This window comes from Bartonella sp. TS25HLJMH (assembly GCF_042193505.1).
Lineage (GTDB): Bacteria > Pseudomonadota > Alphaproteobacteria > Rhizobiales > Rhizobiaceae > Bartonella > Bartonella grahamii.
This window is the reverse complement of the sequence record NZ_JBHILV010000013.1, coordinates 31828-45651: the sequence shown is the minus strand read 5'-3', so window position 1 is coordinate 45651 and position 13824 is coordinate 31828. Positions and strand designations below refer to the sequence as shown.

Here is a 13824-nt window from a genome sequence, read left to right as displayed (position 1 = left end):
TCACCGTATCACTTTTGGCAATCCGTGTTGTTTTGAAAAACCGAAGATTACGACCCTCTCTATCACCTTCTGCCAAATGTGCGCCACGTTCACTGGTTTGAATAAGCGAAAATGTATTATCACGCCGTTCAATCCCAACCACTGTGGTACTCGTTTCAACTTCCTCAAAAAGATTAAGAGAGTTTATAAGACCAGGTTGAAACTCATAGTTTTCAATGGCTCCCATTCAAAACTTGATCTTTAAACTACCTCCCCATTTTTGAGAATGGAGAGGGGAGTTATGTTTTTAGCTAAGCAGCTTCCATAACAGGGCTCTCCAAAGTAGGAGCATAAGCTTGCAATAACGAATTCATGCTATGCGGGAGTTCTGAAGTTCCAAAGCCTTTAAGAACTGCTAGAATCTTTGTAATATTCGGTACCTCATCTTGAGGTTTTAAAATCAAAGCTTTTTCTACCACACCCATAATGTCAACCAGAGTACTACAATTTTTGTTATCTACATATTCACAATTGACAAACTGAAACAAAGCCATTCACACATTACATAAAAAGTTGGTATCTACCTTCATTGCACCCCCCCAAAGATTTGTTCTCTCAAACATGCCAATCCTTTTGGTGTAATTTTTGTTGAAGGCAGTATCTTTTCTGTAGCATCAGGTCCTTGAATAGTGATAGCAGGATAATCCATAAATCCTTTCTTGATTTTATCCTGATAGGGTAATAATGGACCACTTGGAACACGGCGATACACCCAATCATGTTTATGCAAGTAATCTGTTAAGTCCTTTGGTCGTACTTCAAGAGTTTTTTCCGCTTCAATAGGACCGAACAAACCATCAGAAGGCTTTAAATCCTCAAGCGCGTCTGCTTTGGCTGCTATTCTGCAATGATGCTATCTTTCTGTTCGATTTGATTTTGTAGATGATTCAAGACGCCAAGTAATGCTTCGGGCTTGGAGTAATCGATTTGCGGTGTCGCTACTTGTTTTGCAAGCTTTTCACATTCGATAAAATACTCTTTTGCTTGATGACCTTTATCATTACGCTCGATCATTGAAAGGTGTTTTTCCATGTCTAAGGTGAGGTGATATTCCATGCTTGGACGCTCCCCTTTTTCTAAATTTTTAGAAAAAACTATAAGTCTATATTTTCTCGAAATTTGCATTCTTTTATACGATTTTTAATCCAGTTTGCAAATTTTGATGTAATTTCCAAAAATGCATGCAAATAACGAGCATTGATGGTTTGAACAGCTTCTCTATCAATAACCCGTTCTTTAATTTCTATAAGAGTGTTCATAGTGAACTCCTATCGATTAGAGGTTTCTTATTGATATTCCAGAAGAATGCTGGGCGCTAAGAAAGACGGTCGATAGTCCGTCGTTACGCTTTCCCCATAAAGAGTATTGTATAGCGTAACTACACCCGACAAATCCATTATATGCATGCAGCATATAATGAGTCAAAGTCTCTAATGTGCGGAGAAGAGATTGTGTCGGTAATTTATCCGCTATCGATTTAAGGTGTTTCTTAGGCACCTGATTCGAAAATATACATTGACGCAATAATGTCGAGAATAAAAATAATTTCCATCTCAAAATAATTATATACTGTACAGTGTACATATTGAAATCATTATTTATCAATGAGTTAAGTGTACAATGTACAGTTAATTTGAAAATTCTGTCGCTAGCGATAGTTTGCGCAGCCTGCCCCGTAACGAAGCTAACTCGCTGGGAAGTATCTTTTATATTGATTTTATTGACTTTTTTATAAAAAAAACAAAGCATAAGTGATAATTCGTTTTTAAAATTGCAATCAAAGTGTGTAATGCATAAACTTATAAGGATATGGGATAGGTAGATAAAGCTTGAGAACATTATTTAGCTTTCTTATTAGCAGCGTATTCTTGACGTTCAAGTTGTCTCTGTATGTTTTTAGTTAATCTTTTACTGGCATATTGTGCGATAGAATTTGTGATTTCTGGCTTGGACATTACTCCAGCAATTGATGATCCTTCTTGTTTTGCAATGGGGAATTTACTTCCGTCTACCCTTTGAAAAACATTATTCTTCATCTTTTTAAAATCAACACGCTTTGGAAAACTTCTACCCTTGATAAAACCATGAGGCAAGATTTCTTTTTTCCAAACATTGTGTAAGTTACGCCGCGTTTTGTTTTTTTTTGCTTGAAAAAATTAAGAGGTATCGGTGTTCCAGAACCAATGATATCTGTCTTGAGAAGTTTTGTTTTATAGCGGCTTTAGCCAAGGCGTTTCACCTTGGCAAGCAAAGCGAACGGCAAAAGCAAACAGAGAATGCTTTAAAGACAGCAACAATACGTCTTGAGGTAGAAAATGAAGTTAATCAAAAAAGTGATGCTGGTGTGCGTTCTGAACTTTCTCGTTTGGTGCGCGGCAAATAGGTCTGTTTCTTGTGGTGGCTGCTTGCTCATTTATTTGGATAATCAGTATGTTGCGGTCATCATTTCAAACCTTGCAAGAGATATTTTGAAGCATAACAAGCAGGGAGCCCATTTATGTGGTTGGAAAGATGGTCAAGAAACAAAGCACCAAAGATAAAGGTCTTACAGAAAAAGAACAACAGCTCCTTCACGAGATGATAGAGACCTACCAAGGCTTAAAGATGATGTCACGCATCATGAAATTGATTGCCTTCATCCTCTTTATATTTGTAATAGATTTTTCCCGTTTCGTGGACGCCGTAGAGAATAGCTTCTCACACCTCAAAAAGTGGATAACAAAAAGTTAGAACGTCCAATCTCTCCTTTAAAGATATGATGAAACAAGAATTTACACAAACATTGTTTGCGTGGATGGGGGGTAAACACTATCTGCGTAAGAAAATTATACCGATTTTAAATAGTATTGATCATGAAACCTATGTTGAACCGTTTTTAGGCTCTGGTGTTATTTTCCTAAATAAAAGACCAGCAAAATATTCCGTGATTAATGATTTGAATGGTGAGATCACGAATCTGTTTCAATGCGTTCAAAACCATTTTGATGATTTGGCTAAACAACTAGAGTGGTTTGTTTGTTCAAGACAGTTGTTTTTTGAACTTGCGGCGATTGATCCAGAAAGCCTTTCCAAAGTTGAAAGAGCCGCACGTTTTTTGTTTCTCCAACGTTGTGTCATGTATGGGAAAAAAGAATATGTCTCTTTTGGTTTTGGAAGGAAAAAGCCTACAGTATTTAATCCCGATAAGCTGTTAGCAAGGATGCGGCGTGTTAGACAGAAGCTTCTTGATACGACGATCTTAAATTTATCGTGGGAGCGGGTTGTCGAACTTTTTGATGCATCCGACAGTTTATTTTACTTAGACCCGCCTTATCTTGTAGAGAGGAGGTATTACAGCTCTGGGAATTTTGTTGAAGATGATTTTGTGAGTATGGCAAAAGTTCTCAAAAGCATCCAAGGAAAATTTGTCTTGAGTCTGAATGATAGTGATGAGGTTCGAGAGATCTTTAGGGATTTTGACTTTTTAGAATTAGAGACCCTTTGGACCTCTGGTTTTGCTAAAAAAAACTCTTCGAAAAGAACTCTTGATTCGCAATAATTGAGGAAAATCATAAAAAGATTTGTTAGAATCAGAAGAAATATTTTTTCTCTAACAGGACGTTTTTGATGCTTACATCCTTTGGTAAAATTTTACGGAAACTTTCTCTTGATCACTCAGAACGCCTTTTAGATATGGCTAAGAAATTAGACATATCTGTAGCATTTTTCTCTTTTGTATAGATCAGCAAAAAATCTGTTCCTGTAGGACTGGAGGAAAAGATAATTGAACTCTATGCTTTAGATCAAGGGGTAGCAGAAATTTTGAGAAGAGAATCGGATGCTTGTCGCACAAGTTTTACAATCAAGACTTCTAATCCGTTGAGTCGTGAAATTGTTGGCATGTTTCCTAGACTTATAGATGTTTTTACACAAGAGGATTTAGAAAAATTCAAACAAATACTAGAAGTAATTCGCGAATCAAAAAGAGAGAAAAATGCTACCTTTGTAGAGAAATGTTAAAAAATCCTATTCCTCTAACTTTATTCAGACATCCCTAACAGTAAAAAAGATGTATAAATACAGCAAGTTATAGAATAAGAAAAAGAATCTGGTGGGCGTGACAGGGATTGAACCTGTGACCCCTACGATGTCAACGTAGTGCTCTCCCGCTGAGCTACACGCCCATTCATTAATGTTGCATACACCATATAGAATGACAAACGTCAATGCCTAATTTCGTTTTCTCTTTCAACAGATGCAAATAACTTAAAAAAATACTTTTTAAGCAGCGATAAGGATCTTTTCAACCTCATTGACGAGTTCACGTAAGTGAAATGGCTTAGAGAGAACCTTTGCATCAGGAGGGGCATCACTATTTGAATTGAGTGCTACCGCTGCAAAACCTGTAATGAACATTACTCGTAAATCGGGGTCAATCTCAGTAGCACGTCGTGCGAGTTCGATTCCATCCATCTCTGGCATCACAATATCAGTCAGGAGAAGGGAAAATGGCTCTTCTTGTAAACGTTCATACGCGCTAATACCATTATCGAAATCGGCGACTTCGTAGCCTGCACGTTCTAAGGCTTTTACGAGAAAGCGACGCATATCGTTATCATCTTCTGCGAGCAGGATTCGTTTCATGATTATGTTCCAATGGCTCCATTTGTCAGAGTTTTGCCGCATCAATTATACAATATAGAGTGTTTATAAAAAAGACGGTAAAATGCTCATAATTGAAATGAATGGCAAAATGGTTAATTCTTACATTCTTATTCAGAATACAGCATATTCGTTGTGAGTTGGTTAAATTCAAAATATATGTGATTTTGAAAAAAGAAGGGGTTCTCTAAAACTTTTAAGATGATTCATTGCTATCTTTTCTTTTAAATTCGCTGATTATTATCAGAATTTCATTAAAAAAACTTATGAAAACCGTTACTGTAGGGACTTGCTATATAGAGAAATTAGAAGAATATTATGTTAATTTATTGTTTTTTAAAAGTTCTCTTAAGAAATAGAAATTTCATAGTTATTTGTTTTTATAGAGATTTGTAATAAATATTATAAGTGCGCTTTATTTTCAGTTTTTTCCTTAAATAGATGAAAACTATTATTTTTCTAGATATAATATTAAATTAACACTTAATAATAGATCAAAAATAGTATTTTGATGTTTTATTTATAAATATCTATCATGTTATATTAAGTAGATTTATTATATTCATTTTTATTAATTATACAAAATATTTTTTTATTAAGTTATTTTTTATGATGTAAAATAATTTTGTTTAATGTAACGATATACTTTGTATATTAGTTTTTTATTAGAATGCGTGGTAAATATTTAGGTCATGGCTTGCCTGTAGAGGCTAGAAAACGAATCATATGAGTGGTTGGAAAGTAAAATCCATTATATTAAAAAGTGTTTGTAGATCCAACGCTCGTAGAAATTTTCTTTTTTTATGGGCGGCGCGGAAATTAAGATTTAGTGTTATTTTACAAATACATTATCGGGAATAAATGCATCAAATGCAGCCCAAAATTGCTTTTTATAATTTTCGTTAACCATAATTGTATCCAGTTTAGCGCCTGTAATAGTAATACTTTCTGTCAGGCGTGTGTGTTGGCATAATTGCCGCACTTCAATGTTGTTTGCAATATTGTTTTGATTGGCAAGAATAAAGAGTGTTGGAATTCGTAAATCTCCGTGGAGTACATTTCTCTTCATAGAATCGATCGCATTAAATACCGATGCCATCCATTGGGATGTTGGGGGCTTAATGGAATGGAACGGCACTTTATGCATGTGTCCCAATTGTATTTTGTTTTGTTTTGTTTTGTTTAATTTTTTCCCATCTTTCGCTGGTATAAAGCCAAGACCTATATCAGAAAGAAATTGTGTTAACTTATGTTGAAAACCATTCGTTTTATTACCGAATGGAGCAAAAAGAGGAGAAACACAGAGCAATTTATTAAACCGATGATTAATGAGATCTAATCCGCTAAGTGCTATCAATCCACCTATACCATAGGCGAGCATAGAGTAAGGAGGCGGACAATTAGGATAAACAATATTTTTAAGAAATTTATATAAGTCATTAATATCATTATTTATATCAAAACAATGATGTCGGCTTTGTTTTCTTATCTTGAAGGATTTTTTTTCTTGATCAAACCAGTCAAATATTGCTGTATGAAAACCGCGTTTAGAAATTTCATTTATTAATAAAAAATATTTTTCTAAAGTACTTGCGTAGCTTTTGAGAATAACAATTGTTCCCTTAGATTTTTCCACCTCAGGATATGTTATCGCAAAACGAATTTCGTGATCTATTGCTATTTTAAGAGTACCATGATGGATATTAGGAGGAGTGGAAGCCCAGTCTATGGGATAAATAGGTGTTTCCAATTGAAATCCTTTACAGTGTATTTGCCGCTTAGTGCAACGTGAGATAATGAGAGGACTTTGACATTTATGTAATGAAGAAAAAGGATTTAAAAAGGGGTATATTGCTTTTTAGATAGTTTTTATCAATTTAGATTCCAAAGAGTTGAAATAAAGAAAAACAATTACCAGATAATATAGTGTGGTTGCCATGATGGGGCCGCAGGTTCACAAGTAAGTTTGCCATTTGGGAACTTTGTGAATTAATTATAAATTATAGTCGCTCTAGAGGAGGGCAATATTATGCGTCAAGTAGATTTTTCACCATTTTATCGTTCCACAGTAGGTTTTGATCATCTTTTTAACTGGTTTGATTCTAGAAGACAACCAGATGAAGTTTCTTCTTATCCCCCTTATAATATCGAGCGTTTAACTGAAGATTCTTATAGAATTTCTATGGCTGTTGCTGGTTTTTCTCAAGATGAAATTGATATTGAAACGCATTGTAACCAGCTGATCGTTAAGGGAAACAGAAAGTCTGAAAATGATGATGAAGAGCGAGAATTCCTTTATCGAGGCATTGCTTCGCGTGCTTTTGAACGGCGTTTTCATTTGGCTGATCATGTTAAGGTTATTGGAGCAGAACTTGGAGATGGGCTTCTTCATATTCAGCTTAAAAGGGAAATGCCAGCTGAATTAAAACCCAAAAAGATAACCGTACAGATGTCACCATCCATTACAAAAAATGATAATAGCGACATTGTCGTGTAGGAAAATTTAGAAAATATGAGATCGAATAATTATAAATTTTTCTGAAGAATAAAAAACGCGAGGCAAAAGGTCTCGCGTTTCGTGTGTGTTCTCCTAAGAACGAAGCTTATTTTAATAAAACAGCTTATTTCGAGTTTATGATAAAATGTTATTGCACATTATTCTACGTTGAAGAAAAAATTCATGTATGTCCTAATTGAAATGCATAATAATTCACTTTTTAAGTAAGCTTATTTTTTATTTTATAGCATTTTAAAAATGGTCGGAGCGGCGGGATTTGAACCCACGACCCCTTGACCCCCAGTCAAGTGCGCTACCAAGCTGCGCTACGCTCCGAGTTTGTGTAAAACGATTAAATGACTGTTTCTTTAAAGGCAAGAGAAAAAATAAACAGAATAAAATCTAAAATGCTTTTGCACTTAGAGCTTTTGAAAGTAAAAATTTTGGACATCAATATCTTGTTATCAATTCAAGATACGTAACAAATCTGTAAAATTCTTTGTAATCATTTTGTGAAGGGGTAAGATTGGTGGCTTTAGGGGTATGAATTGGAGAAGGAGGGGAGAAAATGAGTACGGGGGGTATATTTTTTCCTTATCTAATCGTTACTTTTCTAAAAAGATAAAGATTTTCAAAAGGAGAGGAGTGAATGTATGGTATTGAAACGTTTTCCTTTGTTTAGAGTTTTTATAGACGAAGTATTTTGTGTTTTATGTGGACAAAAAATTGTAAGTTCTGGATTGTATAATCATAAATCTCATTTTATGGGTACGCGTTTTTATCCAAATAAACAAGGTTAGAATACTTTAATTTAGGTTTTGTTGTTTTTTTTCTAAAATACCAGATACAATATTATAGAGAAAAAACTTTCAAAGTGTTTATTGAACTAAGAAAAGAGTAAACCATGAGCCGTTTTTCGGTAATAAATTTGACGGAAGCAGCAGTGGATCGTGTTAAAGCGATTATGGACGCAAAAGATGCACAGGGTATTCTTGTTGGTATCAAAAAAGGTGGTTGTGCAGGGATGGAGTATACAATTACTCTTGTCAAAGAAAAGGGGATAGATGCGGATGTTGTTGAAGTGAATGGTGCCCGTGTTTTCGTAGCACATGATGCGGTATTATTTTTATTAGGGACGCAGATGGATTATGAAGTGACAACGCTTCGTTCTGGTTTTGTCTTTAAAAATCCTAATCAAGTTTCAGCATGTGGGTGTGGCGAATCGGTGGAACTTCGTCCTGCTACGCAGGATCAATATAAAACAAATTGAGTTGAGCTGAATTATAATTCAGTAATTTTAGAGGGACTTGTTCTTTGAGGTAGAAAAAATCTAATATTTTTATTGTTCATTTTTAGCTTGTTTCCAAAGTGCTTCCATTTCATTCAAGGATGCGTCAGTGAGTGTTTTAGATTGAGTGGATAGCTTTTCTTCAATATAGGCAAAACGGTTTCGAAATTTTATATTCGTTTTTTTTAATGCTTTTTGTGAATCAATCGCTAAGTGGCGTGCGAGATTAAGGAGAATAAAGTAGAGATCTCCAAACTCTGCTTCTATCTCTGAATTTTGTTTATTTTTGATGGCTTCTTTGAGCTCTTCGAGTTCTTCTTCTATTTTTTCAAAAACTTTATCACTTTTTTTCCAATCAAAACCTACTTTAGCTGCTGCTTCTTGTAAAGCAAGTGCCTCTTGGTTTGCTGGCTGGATTTGTTTTACTTGTGCGAGTATGCTTGTGGAGGAATTGTTGTTTTTTTCTTCGCGCAATTTTTTTTGTTCAACCTGTTCTCGTTTTTTTTGCTCGGCATTTCCAAAAACGTGAGGATGGCGTCGAATCATTTTTGCCGTGATTGCATAAACAACATCTTCAAAAGTAAAGCTGCCTTCTTCTTGTGCAATGGTAGCATGATAGATAACTTGTAAAAGAAGATCTCCAAGTTCTTCACAGAGATCCTTTCGGTTTTTTCGTTCAATGGCATCGATGACTTCGTAAATTTCTTCGAGCATATAGGGTATGAGGGATTCAAAAGTTTGTTTTTTATGCCAGATACAACCGCTATCAGAATTTCGTAATGCAGTGATAATTGCAATGAGATCTTTGATGTCTTTTGAGGCTAACATTTGCACTTCCTTTGTAAGCAATAGAGCTTTATGTTAGATGTCCCAACGTCTATGTAACCACATCCATTGTCCAGGGTATTCACGGACCCAAGATTCAACAATATCATTTAATTTTTGCGTAGAAGCAGCTATATCAATATCATTTTTTTCATCACGTGGAAGTTCTATATGTTCATATAACTCTAAACGATGGCGTCCATTAGGCAAACGAATACAACGTGCTGGATAAATATCACAGTCATATTGTCGAGCGAGTTTTATAATTAAGGGATTTGTTTTAAGAGGTCTATTAAAAAATGTTCCCATGATACCGCGGCGAAATTTTTGATCAACGAGCATACCAACATTTTCACCTTTTTCTAATTTGGCTGCTAATGCCCATGCTGCACCGGCCTTGGAGGGAATAAGATGCCCCATAGAAGTTTGTCGTGCTTTAAGGACTCGTTTGGCAACATAGGGATTATTGGGTGGTCTAAATAATACCGTAACGTTAAGATCAAAACTTTGTGCACAAATAGGTAGAAGTTCAAAATTTCCAGTATGTGCGGTGAAAAAAATATGTGGTTTTTTTTCATTTTTTAATCGCTCAAATATTTCAACGCCTTTAACCTCAATGAAACCTGGCTCGTCCGCATGAGGATCAAAATCAAAAATTTTATCAAGAAAAATATATTCGGCTAGGAAACATCCTATATTTTCCCACATTTCTATTGCAATTGCATGGAGTTCTTGCTCTGTTTTTTCTGGATATGCACCTCTAAGATTTGTAAGTGTGATTTGATGACGATGTAAAAGGGGACCAATTTTTTTTACCAACCAAGAAAAAAAAGAGACTCCCATTTTGGCAGGAAAGCATTTTAGAATAAATAAAGAACCAAAGAGCAGATATGCCCATAACAAGTAGGATATTTTTTTAGCTATAATTTTAATAAGATATATGATCTTTTTAAGAGAAAGCTTCATCATGATTTAATCGATTTTAAGGATAATTTTACCAAAAACATTACGGCTCTCCATTCGTTTTAAAGCTGTATTAATTTCATCAAGCCCAACAATTGTATCAATGACAGGGTGTATAGTTTTTTCTGCCATTTTTTGCATAGCATTTTTCATATTTTCTATACGGCAGCCAAATGAACCGAATATCTTAAGTTGTTGTTGGAATAATTGCATGAGATTTATTGGTGCTGAAACACCAGAGGTAGAACCGCAAGTCACTAAGCGTGCTCCTTTTTTCATACATAACAAAGAACCGTTCCATGTATCTACACCAACATGCTCAAAAACAACGTCAACACCTTTTTTTTGGGTTAATTTACGCACTACACCTTCAAAACGATCTTTACGATAATTAATCACATGATCTGCTCCAAGAGAGTGTGCTTTTGCAATTTTTTCATCTGAACCTACAGTTGTGATAACTGTACAGCCCATGTGTTTTGCAAGTTGAATGGCTGCAGAGCCAATACCTGAACCACCAGCCTGTATCAGGATTGTTTCTCCTGCTTGTAGTTTTGCGTTATCGAAAAGCATATGTTCTACGGTACCAAAAGTAATTGGAGCAACCGCTGCTTGCAATTCATCACATTGGGGAGGTGATGGAACTAATAAACGTGCTGGCAAATTGACAAGCTCACACGCAAATCCATCAAGGTGAAAACCATAGACTCCCTTTACATGACTGCAAAGATTATCCCGTCCTTCATGACAAGCTTGGCATACTCCGCAGGTTTGTGCACCATAAACTGAGACAATCTGTCCAAGTTTGAGATGTTCAACGCCATCTCCTATTTGTATAACCTCACCAGAGGCTTCTGCACCAATGATGAGTGGCATTTTTCTTTTCGCAAAAGCCATGCCACGCCATCCCCATACATCAATATGATTAAGAGCAACAGCTTTTATCCGCACAGTTACTTCACCTAGACTAGGTGAAGATGGCGGGGAAATATTAGTGATTTCAAGCCGACGATCATCGAAGAGTTGCAGTGCACGCATTACCATTCCCCTTAAATATGTTATTAGGTTAGCGTTATAAAATTTTATTATTAAAGGATTATCCTTTATATGCAGTGATGACAAGACTCATATTTTGACCACCAAATCCAAATGAGTTGGACAAAACCGCATTGACACAGGCTTTACGGCTATGATGAGGAACAACATCTAAAGGGATAGCAGGGTCAGGATTATCATAATTTATTGTAGGTGGAAGTATCCCCGATTGAATGGTTAAAAGCGAAAAAACCGCTTCTATTGCACCAGCAGCAGTTAATGTATGTCCAATCATTGATTTATTAGAAGAGACAGGAATATGCTCTAAAAGATCACCGAATACTGTTGATAATGCAAGATACTCCATTTTCTCATTTTCAGGTGTTGAAGTTCCATGTGCATTAATATAATCAATTTCATTGATGGTTATTTTTGCATCATCTAAAGCTTTGCGAACGGATTCAATTGCTGGTGATGCATCGGGTTTTGAACGTGTACGGTGAAAATCATCGGCTGTTTCTCCACAGCCAGCTAAAATTCCTAAAACTGTAGCATTACGGTTTAATGCGCTTTGAAGAGATTCAAGAACAAAAGCACCTGAGCCTTCTGCCATAACAAATCCATCTCGATCACGGCTAAAGGGTTTTGCTGCTTTTTCTGGAGGCTCATTCTGAGTTGAAAGAGCAGATAGTAGCGAAAAACGAATAAGAGATTCTGCTGAAACTGATCCATCTGTCGCAATTATGAGAGCTCTATTTGTCTCTTTCCGTCTAATAGATTCAACTCCTAATTGAATTGCTGTTGCACCAGATGCACAAGCAGTAGAAAGTGTAACAGGAAGTCCTTTTGTACCAAATGTTTTTTGAAGTTTTTCTGCAATTGCACCAAATTGTGTGGCTTCAAAAAGCGTTTCATGGAGTTTATCTTTACAGACTTTAAGAAGATGTGCATAAGAAGGTTCATCATTGAATCCTTCCTCTTGATCAAGACTAAAACGCGCGGTCCATTCAAGTTCAACAGGAGGAGCAGCTAGAAAGAGTGGTCCATTAAAATTTTTTTTATCAACAGCAGCTTGTTCCAAAGCTTCTTCAGCAGAAAGAAGTGCAAGCTTCTCAGAAAGAGCTGAAGCACCAAGTGTACTTTCTTTGAGAAAATCAATTGTTCCAGCAATATATGTATTTAATCCCTCAACGGGAAAACGTGTTATTTTGTGGATACCGCTTACACCGCTTATTAATTTTTGCCAATTTTCATGTTTGCCTTGTCCCAGTGATGTGACAATGCCTGCCCCAGTTATTGCTACAAGTGGACGCCCAAAATGATCATGATATTTCACTATAGAAATTCCCCTTCAAACAGCTGTAAGACGTACGACACCTTCAGCTCTTTTTATACCAATAGTTGTAACAAATATTTCACGTACTTCTTTAGAAAAAGGTTTTTCATGAGGACTTAACGCTGGAAAACAGTGTTTTTTTTCAATTGAAAGTGCTGCAAGAGCTAGAGCTAGAGGAAATTGCGCTTCCCGCATATAACCAAATAATGTTGCAATGCCACGGTAAGATAGATCAGCGTTATCAAGAGCATTTTGTTCTGCTTTTGTTGCTTCGTGAGCTCCCGAGGCAGCTGAAATGGCTAGGGCAGATTTAGCGCCCGCAGTTTTTAACATTGTTGCAATTGATTCTCTAAGTGGAATTTTGGTTCTATCTGTTTGGTCTGTAATAATTTGGCTAATTTCAGCATAAGCACGTGCGTTGCGCTTTTTTGCATGTTCTCCACTTTCAAGAACTATGAAGATACCACCAGAACCGGCTATAATACCGCCGCCGGGGTGGATTTCACGATCCCACACTGAACTCCATCCATTATGGGTTAAAAGACCACCAAGTTCATGCGCCAACAACATATCATAACTTTGTGCATTATAGGAACCTCCTACAAGAGCATGGGTACTTTGACCTGATTTAATACGAGCTACAGCAATTTTAAGTGCAGAAAGTCCACTGCCTTCTTCTCCCATAAATGTACGAGATGATCCAGTGACTTTATGAACAATTGAAATGTTTCCTGCCAAAAGGTTTGAAAGTTGTGCTAAAAATAATGTTGGACGAAGTTCGGTTGAAAGAGCAACATTTAACATAGAGGCATGATCGGCAACTGTGCGCGCTTTAGAAAGAATCTGTGTATCAACAGTAATATCACGCTCTCCTCCACTTGCTGCTACGATCATATCCATTGTCGAAGTGAGTTGTACATTATTTTTCATGCCAGCATCATCAAGAGCAAGACCAGCCGCATAGGTACCAAGACGCTGCCATGTTCCCATTTGCCGTTGATCACTTTTTTTAGGAATTTGTAAACTCCAATCAATTTCGGGCAATTTATGAACCGTGTAGGGTGAAAAAGTTGTACAATCTAGGTTTGGTGTACGGATTGGATCATTTAAGAGATTCCAATGTTGATCAGTTCCTTCCCCTAGAGAGCTTATGAGGCCTATACCAGTGATGAATACAGATTGATCATGCATGGTGAAAAA

Annotated in this window: 15 protein-coding genes, 2 tRNA genes and 2 pseudogenes; 6 read left to right on the top strand and 13 right to left on the bottom strand. The window is 36.2% G+C overall.

The window, feature by feature from the left end:
• The 4 genes and pseudogenes from ACFINF_RS06795 to ACFINF_RS06780 form a co-directional block, all read right to left on the bottom strand.
• The coding region (locus tag ACFINF_RS06795) for a major capsid protein (protein WP_375620211.1) at nt 1–226 on the bottom strand (226 nt) is incomplete at its 3' end.
• A 64-nt stretch (nt 227–290) separates the two neighbouring features.
• Entirely contained in the window at nt 291–533 is a 243-nt protein-coding gene (locus ACFINF_RS06790) for a hypothetical protein (RefSeq protein WP_375620210.1), read from the bottom strand.
• Between the two features lie 32 nt (nt 534–565).
• A pseudogene (locus ACFINF_RS06785) lies at nt 566–1298 on the bottom strand (antA/AntB antirepressor family protein).
• Nucleotides 1299–1877: 579 nt separating this feature from the next.
• Nucleotides 1878–2245 (bottom strand): annotated as a pseudogene (locus tag ACFINF_RS06780) (hypothetical protein); the annotation flags it as partial.
• On the opposite strand from ACFINF_RS06780, the gene ACFINF_RS06775 reads away from it, so the two are divergent.
• The 4 genes from ACFINF_RS06775 (at nt 2195) to ACFINF_RS06760 (ending at nt 4038) form a co-directional block, all read left to right on the top strand.
• Nucleotides 2195–2422, top strand: a complete 228-nt coding sequence (locus ACFINF_RS06775) for a hypothetical protein (protein ID WP_375620215.1) — start codon at nt 2195–2197, stop codon at nt 2420–2422. The pseudogene ACFINF_RS06780 and the gene ACFINF_RS06775 overlap by 51 nt on opposite strands.
• Before the next feature lie 116 nt (nt 2423–2538).
• Entirely contained in the window at nt 2539–2769 is a 231-nt protein-coding gene (locus ACFINF_RS06770) for a hypothetical protein (protein ID WP_375620209.1), read from the top strand.
• A 28-nt stretch (nt 2770–2797) separates the two neighbouring features.
• Complete coding sequence (locus tag ACFINF_RS06765; protein WP_375620208.1) at nt 2798–3577, top strand: DNA adenine methylase; 780 nt, start codon at nt 2798–2800, stop codon at nt 3575–3577.
• Nucleotides 3578–3759: 182 nt separating this feature from the next.
• A complete protein-coding gene (locus ACFINF_RS06760) occupies nt 3760–4038 on the top strand; it encodes an XRE family transcriptional regulator (protein WP_375620214.1) in 279 nt (92 codons plus the stop codon).
• Between the two features lie 89 nt (nt 4039–4127).
• On the opposite strand, the gene ACFINF_RS06755 is transcribed toward ACFINF_RS06760, so the two are convergent.
• From ACFINF_RS06755 to ACFINF_RS06745, 3 genes are all read right to left on the bottom strand, one after another.
• Nucleotides 4128–4202: transfer RNA gene (locus ACFINF_RS06755), tRNA-Val, on the bottom strand.
• A gap of 97 nt (nt 4203–4299) precedes the next feature.
• Nucleotides 4300–4662 (bottom strand): cell cycle two-component system response regulator CpdR, encoded by a 363-nt coding sequence (gene cpdR / locus ACFINF_RS06750; protein ID WP_005773448.1) that lies wholly within the window; start codon nt 4660–4662, stop codon nt 4300–4302.
• 850 nt (nt 4663–5512) lie between these two features.
• Nucleotides 5513–6430, bottom strand: a complete 918-nt coding sequence (locus tag ACFINF_RS06745) for an alpha/beta hydrolase (protein WP_375620207.1) — start codon at nt 6428–6430, stop codon at nt 5513–5515.
• A 279-nt stretch (nt 6431–6709) separates the two neighbouring features.
• Between ACFINF_RS06745 and ACFINF_RS06740 the strand changes: the two genes are divergently transcribed.
• Nucleotides 6710–7177 (top strand): Hsp20 family protein, encoded by a 468-nt coding sequence (locus ACFINF_RS06740; RefSeq protein WP_273788169.1) that lies wholly within the window; start codon nt 6710–6712, stop codon nt 7175–7177.
• Between the two features lie 259 nt (nt 7178–7436).
• On the opposite strand, the gene ACFINF_RS06735 is transcribed toward ACFINF_RS06740, so the two are convergent.
• Nucleotides 7437–7513 (bottom strand) — tRNA-Pro (locus tag ACFINF_RS06735).
• Nucleotides 7514–8081: 568 nt separating this feature from the next.
• Between ACFINF_RS06735 and ACFINF_RS06730 the strand changes: the two genes are divergently transcribed.
• The gene (locus ACFINF_RS06730) at nt 8082–8447 is read left to right on the top strand and encodes an iron-sulfur cluster assembly accessory protein (RefSeq protein WP_015856470.1); all 366 of its coding nucleotides are present in this window, start codon (nt 8082–8084) and stop codon (nt 8445–8447) included.
• Nucleotides 8448–8516: 69 nt separating this feature from the next.
• Here the strand turns inward: ACFINF_RS06730 and mazG are convergent, their stop codons facing one another.
• The 5 genes from mazG to ACFINF_RS06705 are packed head-to-tail and all read right to left on the bottom strand — an operon-like array spanning nt 8517 to nt 13815.
• Entirely contained in the window at nt 8517–9293 is a 777-nt protein-coding gene (gene mazG, locus ACFINF_RS06725) for a nucleoside triphosphate pyrophosphohydrolase (RefSeq protein WP_375620206.1), read from the bottom strand.
• Between the two features lie 33 nt (nt 9294–9326).
• Nucleotides 9327–10256 (bottom strand): lipid A biosynthesis lauroyl acyltransferase, encoded by a 930-nt coding sequence (locus ACFINF_RS06720; protein ID WP_375620213.1) that lies wholly within the window; start codon nt 10254–10256, stop codon nt 9327–9329.
• 6 nt (nt 10257–10262) lie between these two features.
• Nucleotides 10263–11291: a zinc-binding dehydrogenase gene (locus ACFINF_RS06715; protein ID WP_375620205.1), complete on the bottom strand. Its 1029-nt coding sequence runs from the start codon at nt 11289–11291 to the stop codon at nt 10263–10265.
• A 58-nt stretch (nt 11292–11349) separates the two neighbouring features.
• Nucleotides 11350–12624, bottom strand: coding sequence for a beta-ketoacyl-ACP synthase (locus ACFINF_RS06710; RefSeq protein WP_375620204.1), 1275 nt, complete (start codon nt 12622–12624; stop codon nt 11350–11352).
• 15 nt (nt 12625–12639) lie between these two features.
• Nucleotides 12640–13815, bottom strand: a complete 1176-nt coding sequence (locus ACFINF_RS06705) for a beta-ketoacyl-ACP synthase (protein ID WP_375620203.1) — start codon at nt 13813–13815, stop codon at nt 12640–12642.
• Nucleotides 13816–13824 lie beyond the last annotated feature (9 nt).

Bases quoted from the DNA above. Each gene is read 5' to 3' on its own strand.
- ACFINF_RS06765 (WP_375620208.1), top strand. From the start codon at position 2,798: ATGAAACAAGAATTTACACAAACATTGTTTGCGTGGATGGGGGGTAAA.
- ACFINF_RS06740 (WP_273788169.1), top strand. From the start codon at position 6,710: ATGCGTCAAGTAGATTTTTCACCATTTTATCGTTCCACAGTAGGTTTT.
- ACFINF_RS06705 (WP_375620203.1), bottom strand. From the start codon at position 13,815: ATGCATGATCAATCTGTATTCATCACTGGTATAGGCCTCATAAGCTCT.
- mazG (WP_375620206.1), bottom strand. From the start codon at position 9,293: ATGTTAGCCTCAAAAGACATCAAAGATCTCATTGCAATTATCACTGCA.
- ACFINF_RS06730 (WP_015856470.1), top strand. From the start codon at position 8,082: ATGAGCCGTTTTTCGGTAATAAATTTGACGGAAGCAGCAGTGGATCGT.
- ACFINF_RS06790 (WP_375620210.1), bottom strand. From the start codon at position 533: ATGGCTTTGTTTCAGTTTGTCAATTGTGAATATGTAGATAACAAAAAT.
- cpdR (WP_005773448.1), bottom strand. From the start codon at position 4,662: ATGAAACGAATCCTGCTCGCAGAAGATGATAACGATATGCGTCGCTTT.
- ACFINF_RS06715 (WP_375620205.1), bottom strand. From the start codon at position 11,291: ATGCGTGCACTGCAACTCTTCGATGATCGTCGGCTTGAAATCACTAAT.
- ACFINF_RS06720 (WP_375620213.1), bottom strand. From the start codon at position 10,256: ATGAAGCTTTCTCTTAAAAAGATCATATATCTTATTAAAATTATAGCT.